This window comes from Citrobacter sp. B72 (assembly GCF_016894305.1).
Classification (GTDB): domain Bacteria; phylum Pseudomonadota; class Gammaproteobacteria; order Enterobacterales; family Enterobacteriaceae; genus Citrobacter; species Citrobacter portucalensis.
On record NZ_CP069801.1, the window covers coordinates 3,739,272 to 3,754,112 of the forward strand.

The 14,841-nt window shown below is 51.6% G+C and carries 13 protein-coding genes; 6 read left to right on the top strand and 7 right to left on the bottom strand.

What is annotated here, in order from left to right:
• Positions 1 to 37 precede the first annotated feature (37 nt).
• Together prpC and prpB are read right to left on the bottom strand one after the other, a co-directional pair.
• Positions 38 to 1,207, bottom strand: a complete 1,170-nt coding sequence (gene prpC, locus JQN59_RS17860) for a bifunctional 2-methylcitrate synthase/citrate synthase (RefSeq protein WP_032942476.1) — start codon at positions 1,205 to 1,207, stop codon at positions 38 to 40.
• 80 nt (positions 1,208 to 1,287) lie between these two features.
• Complete coding sequence (gene prpB / locus JQN59_RS17865; RefSeq protein ID WP_048226370.1) at positions 1,288 to 2,169, bottom strand: methylisocitrate lyase; 882 nt, start codon at positions 2,167 to 2,169, stop codon at positions 1,288 to 1,290.
• Positions 2,170 to 2,422: 253 nt separating this feature from the next.
• On the opposite strand from prpB, the gene prpR reads away from it, so the two are divergent.
• Positions 2,423 to 4,033 carry a propionate catabolism operon regulatory protein PrpR gene (prpR, locus tag JQN59_RS17870; RefSeq protein WP_048226372.1) on the top strand — a complete coding sequence of 537 codons (1,611 nt, stop codon included), beginning with the start codon at positions 2,423 to 2,425 and terminating at the stop codon, positions 4,031 to 4,033.
• 32 nt (positions 4,034 to 4,065) lie between these two features.
• Here the strand turns inward: prpR and yahO are convergent, their stop codons facing one another.
• Complete coding sequence (gene yahO, locus JQN59_RS17875) at positions 4,066 to 4,341, bottom strand: DUF1471 family periplasmic protein YahO (protein WP_032942474.1); 276 nt, start codon at positions 4,339 to 4,341, stop codon at positions 4,066 to 4,068.
• Positions 4,342 to 4,666: 325 nt separating this feature from the next.
• Between yahO and JQN59_RS17880 the strand changes: the two genes are divergently transcribed.
• The 4 genes from JQN59_RS17880 to JQN59_RS17895 all read left to right on the top strand — a co-directional run bounded on the left by JQN59_RS17880 (position 4,667) and on the right by JQN59_RS17895 (position 8,775).
• Positions 4,667 to 5,299 carry a LysE family transporter gene (locus tag JQN59_RS17880; protein WP_008783857.1) on the top strand — a complete coding sequence of 211 codons (633 nt, stop codon included), beginning with the start codon at positions 4,667 to 4,669 and terminating at the stop codon, positions 5,297 to 5,299.
• A 79-nt stretch (positions 5,300 to 5,378) separates the two neighbouring features.
• Positions 5,379 to 6,767 carry a diguanylate cyclase gene (locus JQN59_RS17885; protein WP_149607798.1) on the top strand — a complete coding sequence of 463 codons (1,389 nt, stop codon included), beginning with the start codon at positions 5,379 to 5,381 and terminating at the stop codon, positions 6,765 to 6,767.
• Between the two features lie 220 nt (positions 6,768 to 6,987).
• Positions 6,988 to 8,082, top strand: coding sequence for a 4Fe-4S binding protein (locus JQN59_RS17890; protein ID WP_048214839.1), 1,095 nt, complete (start codon positions 6,988 to 6,990; stop codon positions 8,080 to 8,082).
• 183 nt (positions 8,083 to 8,265) lie between these two features.
• Positions 8,266 to 8,775, top strand: a complete 510-nt coding sequence (locus tag JQN59_RS17895) for a hypothetical protein (protein WP_230319986.1) — start codon at positions 8,266 to 8,268, stop codon at positions 8,773 to 8,775.
• Between the two features lie 677 nt (positions 8,776 to 9,452).
• Here JQN59_RS17895 and foxA read toward each other — a convergent pair.
• The 3 genes from foxA to JQN59_RS17910 form a co-directional block, all read right to left on the bottom strand.
• Positions 9,453 to 11,561, bottom strand: a complete 2,109-nt coding sequence (gene foxA / locus JQN59_RS17900) for a ferrioxamine B receptor FoxA (RefSeq protein ID WP_100247269.1) — start codon at positions 11,559 to 11,561, stop codon at positions 9,453 to 9,455.
• A 121-nt stretch (positions 11,562 to 11,682) separates the two neighbouring features.
• Positions 11,683 to 12,666: a helix-turn-helix transcriptional regulator gene (locus JQN59_RS17905; protein ID WP_103014993.1), complete on the bottom strand. Its 984-nt coding sequence runs from the start codon at positions 12,664 to 12,666 to the stop codon at positions 11,683 to 11,685.
• 123 nt (positions 12,667 to 12,789) lie between these two features.
• Positions 12,790 to 13,695 carry a LysR substrate-binding domain-containing protein gene (locus JQN59_RS17910; RefSeq protein WP_149607799.1) on the bottom strand — a complete coding sequence of 302 codons (906 nt, stop codon included), beginning with the start codon at positions 13,693 to 13,695 and terminating at the stop codon, positions 12,790 to 12,792.
• A gap of 109 nt (positions 13,696 to 13,804) precedes the next feature.
• Here JQN59_RS17910 and JQN59_RS17915 point away from each other — a divergent pair, with 109 nt between their 5' ends.
• Positions 13,805 to 14,434 (top strand): LysE family translocator, encoded by a 630-nt coding sequence (locus JQN59_RS17915; RefSeq protein ID WP_048226381.1) that lies wholly within the window; start codon positions 13,805 to 13,807, stop codon positions 14,432 to 14,434.
• A 101-nt stretch (positions 14,435 to 14,535) separates the two neighbouring features.
• On the opposite strand, the gene JQN59_RS17920 is transcribed toward JQN59_RS17915, so the two are convergent.
• On the bottom strand, positions 14,536 to 14,772 hold the full coding sequence (locus tag JQN59_RS17920; RefSeq protein ID WP_020996594.1) for a hypothetical protein: 237 nt from the start codon (positions 14,770 to 14,772) through the stop codon (positions 14,536 to 14,538).
• Between the last annotated feature and the right edge of the window lie 69 nt (positions 14,773 to 14,841).

The following is a 14,841-nucleotide window of genomic DNA, read 5'->3' on the forward strand; positions in this document are numbered from 1 at the left end:
GTACATTTCCTGTTTTTTTATCTTTAGAGGTTTTGCATTAGCAACGTTTTTCAATCGGGACAAATTCGCGATCTTCCGGGCCGGTATAGTTGGCGGAAGGACGGATAATTTTGTTGTCCTGGCGCTGTTCGATGATGTGCGCCGCCCAGCCAGTGACGCGGGCGATAACGAACAGCGGTGTGAACATTTCGGTGGGGACGCCCATCATGTTGTAAGAGACTGCCGAGAACCAGTCGAGGTTAGGGAACATCTTTTTCGTTTCCCACATCACCTCTTCCAGACGGTCGGCAATGTTGTACATTTTCAGCGAACCGCCCTCCTGAGAAAGCTGTTTCGCCACACGCTTGATCACCTGATGGCGCGGGTCGGCGATGGTGTAAACCGGGTGACCAAAGCCAATCACCACTTCTTTGTTTTCAACGCGTTTACGGATATCCGCTTCGGCTTCATCCGGCGTTTCGTAGCGCTGCTGAATTTCCAGCGACACTTCATTCGCGCCGCCGTGTTTCGGCCCACGCAGTGCGCCAATCGCGCCGATAATCGCGGAGTACATATCAGAGCCAGTTCCCGCAATCACACGCCCTGTGAAGGTAGAAGCGTTAAATTCGTGCTCGGCGTACAGCACCAGCGAAATGTGCATCGCCTTTTCCCAGCTTTGTGATGGCTTTTCACCATGCAGCAAATGCAGGAAGTGACCGCCAATAGAATCATCATCAGTCTCCGGCTGAATACGCTCGCCGTTATGGCTGTAGTGATACCAGTACAGGAGGATAGAACTGAGCGATGCCAGCAGTTTGTCGGCAATATCGCGTGCGCCGGAGACGGTATGTCCTTCTTTTTCTGGCAGAGTACAACCCAGCGCGGAAACACCAGTGCGCATCACGTCCATCGGATGCGAGGCGGCAGGCAGCGCTTCCAGTACGGTACGCACGTTAGCGGGCAATCCGCGCAGCGCTTTCAATTTGCTTTTATAGGCGGTGAGCTCATCGCGGGTGGGTAATTTCCCGTGAATCAGCAGATGCGCAACTTCTTCAAATTCGCACTGTTGTGCCAGGTCAAGAATATCGTAGCCACGATAGTGCAGATCGTTACCGCTTTTACCCACGGTACATAAGGCAGTATTTCCGGCAGCGACGCCTGACAGCGCAACCGATTTTTTGGGTTTAATGACATGGGTACTATTTTGCAGGATCGTTGTGTCGCTCATGTTGTCCTCGTCATTATTGTAATATGTAGGGTACTAATTTATTGCCGGATGGCGGCTACGCCTTATCCGGCCTACGACGGTTACTTTTTTGTGTACAACGCGTCGAGTTTCTCTTCGAACTGGTAGTAATTGATGCTTTCGTACAGCTCGTTGCGCGTCTGCATAATGTCGATAACGTTCTTTTGCGTACCTTCCTGACGCAGCACGTTGTAAACCTTCTCCGCCGCGCGGTTCATGGCGCGGAAAGCTGACAGCGGGTATAGCGCCATCGCAACGTTCGCGCTGCGCAGTTCATCGGTGGTAAACAGCGGTGTGGCGCCAAATTCAGTAATGTTGGCGAGAATTGGTACCTGTACCGCATCGGCAAACTGGCGGTACATCTCAAGTTCGGTAATGGCTTCCGGGAACAGCATGTCAGCGCCCGCTTCGACATACGCCTGGGCACGATCGATGGCAGCCTCTAACCCTTCCACCGCCAGCGCATCGGTCCGCGCCATAATCACAAAGTTGGGATCGGTGCGCGCATCAACGGCTGCGCGGATCCTGTCGACCATCTCTTCTTTCGAGACGATCGCCTTGTTCGGGCGATGACCGCAGCGCTTGGCGCCGATCTGATCTTCAATATGCAGCGCAGCAGCACCCGCTTTGGAAATCGACTTGACGGTACGCGCCACGTTGAATGCAGACGATCCAAAACCAATATCCGCATCCACCAGCAATGGCAGCGGGCAAACATCCGTAATGCGACGAATATCAGTCAGCACATCATCAAGGGTAGAAATGCCGAGATCCGGCAGCCCCAGCGACCCCGCCGCGACACCGCCGCCGGAGAGATAAATCGCTTGATACCCGGCACGTTGAGCCAGCAGAGCGTGGTTGGCGTTGATGGTGCCAACGATTTGTAATGGGTTTTCTTTAGTGAGCGCAGCGCGAAACGCCAGCCCTGGGGAGTGTAGAGACATATCCCGTCCTCTTGTTATCAACTTGTTATCGTTCGTTGATGTTTCTAAAGCAAGGGGTATGCCAGGGAGCTTATTTTCTCTTCAATTTAATTTTTTATCTTTTAAAACAATACATTAAATCCAATACTCCTATTTTTGTTGCACAAAAGCGTGTCAGCTATCGTTTCATGAAACGTTCCTTCACGTTTCATTGCAACATTTATGAAACACAACTAAACCCTACTACTCGGTTCCTTACTTTTTTGGGTTAGTTATGGCAGATACACATCTACCGCCGCGTGTGAACGACGACAAACCGGTTATCTGGACAGTCTCAGTCACCCGCCTGTTTGAACTGTTTCGCGACATCAGTCTGGAGTTCGACCACCTGGCGACCATCACCCCCATTCAGCTTGGTTTCGAAAAAGCGGTGGCCTATATCCGCAAGAAGCTGGCTACCGAGCGTTGCGATGCCATCATTGCGGCGGGCTCCAACGGGGCATATCTGAAAAGCCGTTTATCGATTCCGGTGATCCTGATTAAACCCAGCGGATTCGACGTGCTACAGGCGCTGGCAAAAGCGGGAAAACTCACCTCGTCGATTGGCGTCATTACCTATCAGGAACCCCTCCCGGCGCTTCTCGCGTTTCAAAAAACCTTCAATTTGCAGCTTGAACAGCGCAGCTATATCACCGAGGAAGATGCTCGTGGGCAAATCAACGAGCTGAAGGCTGGCGGTACACAAGCGGTAGTTGGTGCGGGGTTGATTACCGATCTGGCAGAAGAAGCAGGCATGACCGGCATCTTTATCTATTCGGCGGCCACCGTGCGCCAGGCCTTTGTCGATGCGTTGGATATGACCCGCTTGACATTACGCAGAAACGGTCAGTACGCCTCTGGCGATACGTTGCGCACTCGCTACGCGCTCGGAGATATGCGCGGTCACTCTGCGCAGATGGAACAGGTACGGCACACCATTATGCTGTACGCCCGTTCGCGTGCGCCGGTCCTCATTCAGGGCGAAACAGGAACGGGTAAAGAGCTGGCCGCACAGGCCATTCACCGTGAGTTTTTCACCCGTCAGGAGAATCGGCGCGGTAAACCCTCACCGCCGTTTGTTGCCGTCAACTGCGGGGCAATCACCGAGTCATTGCTGGAAGCGGAGCTGTTCGGCTATGAGGATGGCGCCTTTACCGGCTCTCGCCGAGGGGGGCGCGCGGGCCTGTTTGAAATCGCTCACGGCGGAACCCTGTTTCTTGACGAGATAGGCGAGATGCCGCTGCCGTTACAAACCCGACTGCTGCGTGTGCTCGAAGAAAAAGAGGTCACCCGGGTGGGCGGACATCAACCGATTCCGGTCGATGTCCGGGTGATTAGCGCCACGCACTGTAATCTGGAGCAGGAGATGAAACAGGGGGAGTTTCGAACCGATCTGTTTTATCGCCTGAGCATTTTACGCCTCAAGCTGCCGCCGCTACGCGAGCGGTTGCCCGATATCCTGCCACTGGCGGAAGGCTTTTTAAAACAGTCGCTGGCGGAACTGGACGTGCCGTTTTCTGAGCCTGTTCGCAAGGGGCTGGGGTTAAGTCAGCCGACGTTGCTGAATTATGGCTGGCCGGGGAATATCCGCGAACTGCGCAATATGATGGAGCGCCTGGCACTGTTTTTAAGCGTCGAACCGCAGCCAGAGCTGAACGTAGATTTTTTACAGCAGCTGTTACCGGAACTGTCCGTTGTTACCACTACACCGCACATATCATCATCACTGACGCCACAGCAGGTGCTGGCACAATTTGATGGTGACAAAACTGCCGCCGCGCGGTACCTCGGAATTAGCAGAACCACGTTCTGGCGTAGATTAAAAGAAAACCCGCCGGTACAATGACCGACGGGTGTCGTATTTTTTACAGCTACACGTTATTTTTTCTTGTAAATATTCGCTGTGCCATGGATTTTGTTATCCGTTTGGCCGGAGGTTAATACCACCACGTCAGCACCTTTCTCTTCAGCTTTCTTCAGAAGGTCTTCTTTAGCATCCGAAGTAGAGACTTCATTACTCGTTGAAATATCACCGATTTTTGTATACTGAGACTCAACCTTTTCAAACTCAACCTTCGTCATAAATTCCGCGGCGTACGCGTTGGTCACAACAAAAGCTAACGCACCAATAAGTACTTTAATTCCAGTTTTCATATAAAAGCTCCAGATTTTGTTATATATGCCATCATCGCCCCCTGAACATTCGACATGCGAGTCAAGGATGATTAATAAGTAGTTCAGCCTGGCAAAAAGATCCAGAGCAGGCGGAAATATAAAGAGATTTTGCGAATCGTTGATAACAGAAAACCTGCGCCGCCGCGTTATCTGACGCGCCAGGTTTGCACAAAATAATCTATGAAGTCATTTGCAAATCTCAGCGCGTTTCACTGCGCAGTGTGAGTGAATACGCAGAATGATGAACACACTAAAATTATAGTGTTAGCTGTCACTTAAGCGCTTACTAATGGAAATGTTGTCTATGGAACCTCTGCACGCCGTCGTTCTTACCATCAGCCTCTTTGTTTTAACCTTTTTTAACCCCGGCGCAAATCTGTTCGTGGTAGTACAAACTAGCCTGGCATCCGGACGACGCGCAGGTGTGATGACCGGTCTGGGTGTTGCCTTGGGTGATGCGTTTTACTCCGGCCTTGGGCTTTTTGGTATGGCAACGCTAATCACCCAGTGTGAAGAGATATTTTCATTGATTAAGATTGTCGGCGGCGCCTATCTGCTGTGGTTTGCCTGGAACAGCATCCGCCACCAGGCCACGCCGCAAATGCCCACTCTACAGCAACCGCTTTCCGCTCCCTGGTATGTGTTTTTCCGCCGTGGATTACTAACGGATTTATCAAACCCGCAAACCGTGCTGTTTTTTATTAGTATCTTCTCGGTCACCTTAAGCGCAGACACGCCTACGTGGGCCAGACTGATGGCCTGGGCAGGCATTGTGTTGTCTTCCGTTATCTGGCGTATTTTTCTCAGCCAGGCATTTTCTTTGCCTGCCGTGCGACGGGCGTATGGTCGCATCCAACGCGTTGCCAGCCGGGTGATTGGCGCAATAATAGGTGTTTTCGCGCTAAGACTTATTTATGAAGGTATTAGCCATCGATAAGAGAGTTTAACTTGACCATTGTGAGGTAATTGTCCGTAATACCGCCTGAATTTTTAATCGCAGGTTGAGTGGCAGTGAGATGGAACAGGTTGAACCGGTAAACGACACATTACTCCTTACAGAATGGCAGGCGCTGATACGACAAACATCGCCTGAAGTTCACATGCTCCTCACATCGTTAAGCGATGAAGAGATCCGCCATTTAGTGACCGTTTTTTATGACTATATGCTCTCCCATGCCCAGAGCGCATTGTTCCTTAATACAGAACAGGTCAGTACCCGCCTCAGTGGTAGTATGTTTGACTGGTTACGCAGCGTGCTCGGCAGCGCGCACGAAGATCTACCGCAGTTGCTGGCCAAACAACGCAAAATTGGCGTGGTGCATGCCCGTATCGGTCTGCCCATCGATCTGGTAAACCGCGGCGCGCGCAAGCTCAAGGATGAGCTGTATCGGGTATTGAAAACCAAAGCTGACGACTCGTCTTCCCTGCTGAGCAATGCTATCTGTTTCAGCAGTCTGGCAATGGATACTGCGCTGGAGGCCATGACCGTCTCCTATTCACCAAGCCACCAAAACTCTCTGCATACGCAGGAGCAGTATCGCCTGCAGACCATTTACGATGACGTTAACGTCGAGCGCGAACGGCAAATTCGCTCATTTACCGACTGGGAAAATCAGTTTATCTATAACATCGCCATCGGTATGCCTTTCGGTGAGATGGTATTTCTGGCGAATTCTGATTTTGGTATGTGGTTCTCACATAAAGGAAAACACATTCTCGGCAACAGCAATCTGTTGAAAGAAATGGAATCGCTGATAGCAGAGATCGACAACCGCATGACGACCACCTTTTCGCATCAGCATCAGCCAACAGAACCTGAGAGGATGAGCCTGTTGCAGGATGTCCGCCAGCTATCGGCAAAAATCCATTTCCTGCTCGCCTCAATGTTTGACGCACTGGTTAAACAGGAAAATGGTAAAGACTCGCTGACCCAGTTACTTAACCGCCGCTTTATTCCAACCATCATGCGGCGTGAGATTTCGTTAGCGTTACATGCGCGGAAGCCCTTCACCCTGGCGATGCTGGATATCGACTACTTTAAGCAAATTAACGATAACTTCGGGCATAATACCGGCGATCTGACGCTCAAAAACGTCGCAGCGGTCATTTATGATCATATCCGTAGCAGCGATTACGTGTTCCGCTACGGTGGTGAAGAATTTATGATCCTGCTCGTCGAGTCAGACAAGTCGCAGGCCAGTATCATTCTCGAAACGCTGCGTATGAAGATTGCCGGGATGTGCATGGCGGCATCGGCGGCAGAATCATTTTCTATTACCGTCAGCATTGGCATCGCCGAATATGACTATCACCCCGACTATAAACAGTTGGTTGATAAAGCCGATCGCGCGCTTTATCTGGCGAAAAGTAATGGCCGCGATCGCATAGAGGTATATCAGGAATAATCTTCTCCGCCACAGAGAAATAAATACCCCGTTCAGGGTATTTATCTGATCGGCGATAAATATCGAGCTGTTATTTTTATTCAAGCCTATTTGCGTGATAAAAATAACAGCCACATAATAAGATGCAAATCAAATACACCAAATCTGAATAGCGCTAGCATGTCCCGGTGATGACGCCTTCTGAATGCAGAAGGGGAAATATGAGGGATAGTATAAAACCATGAACGGGAAGAAGAGAACACGCTGGCAGCGCCGTCCTGGCACGATCGGAGGCAAGCTGCCGTGGAATGACTGGCGCAATGCCAGCAGCTGGCGAAAAGCCACCCAGTTTCTCCTGCTGGCTATTAATATTTATATTGGCGTAACGTTCTATTACTGGGTCCGCTATTTCGAAACCGCCGGCACCAGCGTCTATATTCCAAGGCCTGGCGGTATTGAGGGATGGCTACCAATCGCGGGTTTGATGAATATCCGCTATACGCTGGAGACTGGTTTTCTTCCGCCTATCCATGCCGCCTCCATGCTGCTGTTAGTTGCGTTTATCCTGATTAGTTTGTTGTTAAAAAAAGCCTTCTGTTCGTGGCTATGCCCGGTGGGCACGCTGTCCGAACTGCTCGGCAATCTGGGGAAAAAAGTATTTGGTCGCAACTTCACGCTGCCGCGCTGGCTGGATATCCCGCTGCTCAGTCTGAAGTATCTGTTGCTGAGTTTCTTTTTGTATATCGCCCTGTCGATGCCTGCGCAGGGGATTCAGTATTTTCTAATGTCGGCCTATGGCATGATTATCGACGTAAAGATGCTCGATTTCTTTCGCCATATTGGCCCCGCTACGCTCATCTTTGTTGTCGTTATCAGCGTCCTGAGCCTGTTTATTCGCAATGCCTGGTGCCGCTATCTGTGCCCTTATGGTGCGCTGCTCGGCCTGTTCTCGCTGCTCTCGCCGTTTAAAATCCGCCGTAACGCAGACAGCTGCATCGACTGCGGAAAATGCGCGAAAAACTGCCCGTCGAATATCCAGGTCGACAGACTGATTCAGGTGCGTACCGTGGAATGCACTGGCTGCATGACCTGCGTTGAATCCTGCCCGGTGGCCTCAACGCTGAGCTTTTCACTGCAAACACCGCCGGGGGCGCAAGACAACGGTAAACCGTTATGGCGACAGAAGACGCTATCAGGTGTTGCCATGACGCTACTGGTGCTTGGCATTTTGTTTGCCACCATTGGTTATGCCGTTTATGCCAATGTCTGGGATACACCAGTGCCTGATCATATGTATTTCCAGCTGATCCCGAAGGCAAAGATGATCGGCCATTAATTTTTTTATCAGTATGTTCAAAACCCTGCCAATTCTGGCAGGGTTTCCCGCCTGTCCTGCCATTTTAAGACAATTGAACTTGTGCCATCGCGCTCTCGTTTATACAACCTTAAATATCATCTGTAATAATTTTTCTATTTTGTTATGGGCGACTGGGATCAAAATAATGAACGGGATAACATCATGACTAAAATAAAACTGGCACTGCTATTACCTCTGTTTCTGGCAGGTTGTACGATGAATGACGGGGAATTAAGAAACGCTTACGCTCGGCATTATCAGCAACCTACCGCTTATGTAGATGCTTATAAACAGAAAATAGCCAGTATGGATATTCATGCGCTGGCCCAATACGCCGCCGCAGAAGATAAGAAAAAAATGCGTGGGCAGCCAAGACTGAAAATCGACGAATTCATTACCATTGAGAACGTGCAGGCGAAAGGAAATCGGGTGGTCTACGATTACTCACTGTCCGAAAGCTGGCTGGCGCTGTCCGCAGATAAACAACGCGAAAAGCAGACCAATATGAATAAAGACCTGATCTACCGTACCTGCTCGCTGGAAACGGTACGTCTGGCGCAGGCAAAAGGGCTGGAAGAAGAGCATAACTATTACAGCCAGTACCCAGACAAAGTCGCCTTTACGCTGAGAACCAGCGCGCAGATTTGTATGCAAAACGGTTTTACAAAATAATCGCAATCCACTATGCCTGATGCGCTGCGCTTATCAGGCCTACGATTTGCACGCTGCCGTAGGCCGGATAAGGCGCCAGCGCGCAGATTTGTCTGCAGAACGGTTTTACACAATAACCTCAATCCACTATGCCTGATGCGCTGCGCTTATCAGGCCTACGATTTACACGCTGCCGTAGACCGGATAAGGCGCCAGCGTGCAGATTTGTCTGCAGAACGATTTTACAAAATAACCGCAATCCACTATGCCTGATGCGCTGCGCTTATCAGGCATACGATTTGCACGCTGCCGTAGGCCGGATAAGGCGCCAGCGTGCAGATTTGTCTGCAGAACGATTTTACAAAATAACCGCAATCCACTATGCCTGATGCGCTGCGCTTATCAGGCCTACGATTTACACGCTGCCGTAGACCGGATAAGGCGCCAGCGCGCAGATTTGTCTGCAAAACGGTTTTACACAATAGCCGCAATCACAAAGCCTGATGTGCTGCGCTTATCAGGCCTACGATTTGCACGCTGCTGTAGGCCGGATAAGGCGCCAGCGCGCAGATTTGTCTGCAAAACGGTTTTACACAATAGCCGCAATCACAAAGCCTGATGCGCTGTGCTTATCAGGCCTACGATTTGCACGCTGCTGTAGGCCGGATAAGGCGCCAGCGCCGCATCCGGCTAAAACATCAGAATTTCCAGGACACACTGCCGACAATGCTGCGCTCGGCGCCGAAGTAGCAGTATGAGAGCGAGTTACAGGCTGCAACGTAGCGCTTGTCGGTCAGGTTGTTAACGTTCAACTGCGCGCTCAACCCTTTAATGCCGATATTCGTTAAGTCGTAACCAATCACCATATCCACCAGCGTGTAGGACGGCAGGGTGTGAGTATTCAGGCGATCGCTGGTAATACCGTTAACGTAGCGCACGCCTGAACCCAACGTCAGGCCGTCCAGCGGACCGCTTTTCACATCGTAGCTCAGCCAGGTACTGGCCTGGTTACGCGGGGCGTACACTGCGCGCTTGCCCTGTTCTTCCGGGCTGCTTTTCTTATAGCGAATGTCGGTATAGGTATACGCCGCCTGCAAACGGAAGCTATCTGTCAGTTGGCTAATTGCCTCCAGCTCCACCCCTTCAGATTCAATTTCCCCAATCGAGCGGTACGGATCGGTCGGCTCTTCTTTGGTGGCAATATTCGTCTGATTGATACGGAACACCGACGCGCTGAACTGACTGTTGAGTCCTTCCGGCTCATATTTCAGCCCGGCTTCCCACTGCTTGCCTTTCATCGGATCCAGCAGATTGCCGTTCTCATCGGCAAAACTGGTTGGCGTAAAGGCAGTGGAATAACTCACGTACGGCGCAAAGCCGTTATCGAATAAATAGAGCAGCGCGGCACGGGTACTGAAGTTGTTTTTATCCAGATCGCTGCGAGTATCCTTGATCTTATCAATGTTAGAAACGCTGACCTGATCGTAGCGACCACCGAGCGTAATACGCCAGCGATCCCATGACATCTGATCCTGCAAATAGTAACCCGTCTGGCGCAGCTTGTGTTTCTCACGCGCATACATGTCGATATAATCAGGCTTCGCGCCGTACACTGGATTAAAAGCGTCAATCGGCGGGAATGCGCCGTAGTAGCCGGTGGTATTGTTGCTGCGATCCTGATAATCAATGCCCACCAGCAGGCGATGGTTTACCTGCCAGGTATCAAAGCTGCCGTCGAGCTGGTTATCCAGCGTAATCGCCGACATTTTTTCATCGGAGCCGGAGTAACCGCGATTAAGCTCGGTTTCATTCAGCCAGCCCGCCGCATACACCTGATTCAGCTCAACGTCGGTATGCAGATAGCGCAGCTTTTGCCGCACCGACCAACCGCTATCAAACATATGCTCAATGTTGTAGCCCACCATGTTTTCACGGCGATCGTATTTGTCGTAATCATCCTCGCCTTCGTAAAAGGTGTTGGAGATCTTTTGCCCGTAATGCGGAACCACGGTGCCGTCATACGGCAGACCGGAGTGACTACCGCCTTCCGGGTCACGGTGCAGATAGGCCATCAGATCCAGACGCGTCTGGTCGGTGATACGCCATGTCAGGCTGGGCATCAGCGCGTAACGCTCTTCCTTCAATGGACCAAACTGCGAGTCCGCGTAACGCGTCATCCCGCTCAGTCGCGCCGCCACGCGATCGTTATCATCCAGCGCCCCGGTGACGTCAAACGCCGCGCCGCGCTGGTTATTGTTGCCGGCAAACAGCTTCACTTCGCCGCCCGCATCAAACGATGGCTTACGTGAGGTCAGCGCCACAATGCCACCCGGGGAGGAACGGCCATACAGTACGGAAGCCGGGCCACGTACGACTTCGATATCTTCGAGGAACCACGGATCGACCACCAGCGAGCTGTGTGAGTTGGTGTCGCCCATCATCTTCAGACCATCAAGATAGACGTTATCCAGGCTACCGTCAGAAAAGCCACGCAGCACGATGTAGTCAAAGCGGTTGGAGGCGCCAATCTGATTGCTGTACACACCCGGCGTATAGCTGACGGCCTGCCGCACGCTGGTTGCGCCCTGCTCTTCAAACTGTTCACGGGTAACGATCGATACCGACTGCGGCGTTTCAATATCCGGCGTGGCAAGCTTCGTGGCCCCGCTCTGCATCTGCGAGGTGACAACCACCGTATCGTTTTTTGTTGTTTCCTGCGCCAGCAGAGGAAAAGCCACGCTGCCGGTAACCCATCCCACCAGCAGCGCCAAGCGAGTCTTCGCGAACATGAATATCTCCAAAGGCATGTCTAATTGTAAGTGAGAATTATTACCTTTTTGCTGGCGGAGATAGCTATGCCGGATGCCAGGTTGCCTATGCGCAGTGCCAAATTGTCAGGAAATCACGTGCGTAAAACGCAAATATGGATTAGCAAAGTTTGAGCAAATCGCCGGGCGAAAAGCCGTAACGGCGACGAAAAGCAGTAGAAAAGTTAGTGGCGTGCTGATAACCCGACATCCAGGCCGCCTGTTGTACGCTATATCCTTCCAGTAGATAGCCGCGCGCACGTTCCAGACGGCAATCGCGCAGGTAGTCGAATACCGAACAGCCATAGGCTGCGCGAAACTTGCTACGCAGACTACTGGGGCTCATTGCCGCGCGTTGCGCCAGTTCATTAAGGGTGTAGTCTTTTTCGGGACTCTGCTCCAGCAGTCGGCGAACGACCTCCAGCCGCTGCTGCTCACCGCTCGCCGCAAGACGTTTACCGCTCTCGACCTGACACACGCTGAGGCCATGACCAAACAGTTGTAATATCAGCCCTTCCAGCATCAGCTGACGAGAAATATGGCTAATCGTACTCTGCTGTGCGTACAGTAGTCCGCTGAGTAAAAACCCCGGCACCTGCCAGATAAGCGTCGGCGTCTGGCATCTTTCCCACTCACGCATCAACGATTCGAGCAACCCCGTGCGACACGCGCCGTCGGGATACAAACCGAGCGATAATGTCCGCAGTTTACAATCAGCATGATGACGGGCACGCATCGTCTGGTGCTCACTCAGGCGTGAGCTAAACGCCATGCCGGAGCGCACCACATGCTCCTGTCCGTTAAGCGTCAGGATCACGCAGCCTTCCAGTACCACCAGCATATACAGAGGGCTGTCGTGACGAGAGGTGGTTTCGTAGGGTTGCAATACCTGTACGTCGGAGTGCGTCACGCACATCCCACATGGGAGAGTCATCTCCTCAATTTCACCTTGCAGAACAGGGCTGCCAGACGGTAAATCCGGCCTTTGTGCCAACTGGGGAAAGCGGTAATCGATCCCGTAGCGCTCACCAAAATCCATAAACTCGCTGACGGAGAAAGTGCGAGCGACGCGTCCGGAGGCATTCAGGGCGGTGGTATTGTTCATGCTGTCTTCTGCACAGGAAATGGGATTAACGGTTTATAACTGAAGCAACATTACCATTACCTGCGCAATACGACAATAATAATGAGAACCATTATCAATATGATGATTAGCAGAATAAACAGCTTAATCCAGCCAGTTTAGATCTGCCGAGGAGACACACGGCGCAGCCTTTTTTAACCAGCGATACAGCAGCTCAATATTTCTGAGCCGTGTTGAAGTCTTTGGCCAGACAAGGTAATAGCCCTCGCCAGTCGCTACCGCATCTTTAAACGGTAACGCCAACATCCCTGCCTGAATGGCCGCCAGGCTTAACAGCAGGTCGGCAACGGACACGCCATGACCGCTCATCGCGGCAAGACTGCCCTGCTCCAGGGTGTCGAACACTTTGCCTCGCGCAAGATTCAACGCCGGAAACTTCCCGGTGCGTTGCAGCCACCGACGCCAGTCACGGCGATCCGCTGAGGGATGAATCAGTTCACAGGCAGAAATATCGCGCTGCGCCTGCACCAGCAGTGCGGTTGAGCACACCGGGATAAGCCACTCCTGAAACAGCAACCGGCTGTCGGTATCGTCACCAAAATGGCCATTCCCTAACAGGATCGCGCAGTCATACGGTTCACGACCGAAGGATACCGAATCGGTATCCATCCAGACGCTGGAAATTTCGACAACCGGGGTCGGATGCGCTTCACGGAAATGACGCAGCACGTCCAGAAGCCAGCGCATCGTCAACGTAGACGGCGCTTTCAGCCGTAGCTCATGACTGCTGCTGCGAAAGGCATGACACGCGTGTTCCAGACTCTGAAACCCAGCCGTCAACTGCTGCGCCAGCCCTTGGCCAGAAGGCGTTATCTCGATACGCGGGCCGCTGCGGACAAATAGCTCACAACCAAACCATGCCTCCAGCGTGCGAATATGACGGCTTACCGCGCCCGGCGTCACGTTAAGTTGAATAGCGGCTTTACTGAACGATCCCAGACGGGCTGCGGCTTCAAAAGCCCTCAGGGCATACAACGGAGGTAGCGTCATTCTCAGCTTCTATGTTGAGTTTTACTCACAGTAGAGCGCAGTTTTATTCGTTTTTCAATGCGCCACGCAGACGGAATACTGATGGAAAATATCATCAGGATAATCAGGTATGAATTTCACTTTACTGGCTACCTATAGCCTCAGCGTAGTAACCCTGCTGTTAACTCCGGGTCCTGTCGTGGCGCTGATTACCACCACCGCGTCGCAGCACGGCTATCGCCGGGCCTTTATCACGCTGATTGGCACTAACGGCGCTTCTTTAGTATTGATTGCTCTGGCTGCACTGATGCTAGCTGGCGTGGTTTCAATCTCTGCGATATGGCTTGGCGTACTGGGTCTTGTGGGATCGTTGTATATCGGTGTGATGGCGATTAACGGCCTGCGGGCCAGGGACTCAAAACCCGGACTGTGTGCGCCAAAACGCGATAACAGCGGGCTTATCCATGGATTTCTGACAGGGGTCGCTAACCCAAAGGACATTTTGTTTTTCGTAGCATTTTTTCCCCAGTTCATTGCCATTACGCAAGATTTCACCACCAGCATTCTGACGCTAACGCTGGTGTGGGTTATTTTTGATGTTACGGTGTTGTCTTTTTACATCATGGTTTTCAAACGCTGGATGCCAGAGCGGTTTGCCAGACGCAGCGTTTTTATCTCCTCCCTGTTTCTGCTCGCGGTGGCGGTGTTTGGCATTATTTATAATGTACACGCGCTACAAATGCTCTCACCCGCGATGTGATCCCCAACGAATTGTTCAGCCAGACATCTCATCTTGCACTGGGAGGAATAAAATAAGAACAAATCGACATTAACATTATTAATGGATTTATAAACCAGGATTCAGAAAATATAGACGATAACATTTTCCTGGCGTTCAACTGGCACCCTTACCCATGACAACGCATCAACGGCGACAGGTGCCATTTCATTTTCTAAGCGAAGTAAAGGAGTGTTGCCATCTGGTACAACCGTGCTTTCACCGATCTCAAGAACGCCCCGAAAAGAAATGGACACATTGTCTGGCGTATCCGACAACCTTATCCATTCAGTTGTAATCACTAACTTTCGAGTAAACATTCGCTGTCCTTTGCGCGTGGTATAAATCCGATAATTTCACAGGTAGATCAATACACTCTTTGAACAAAC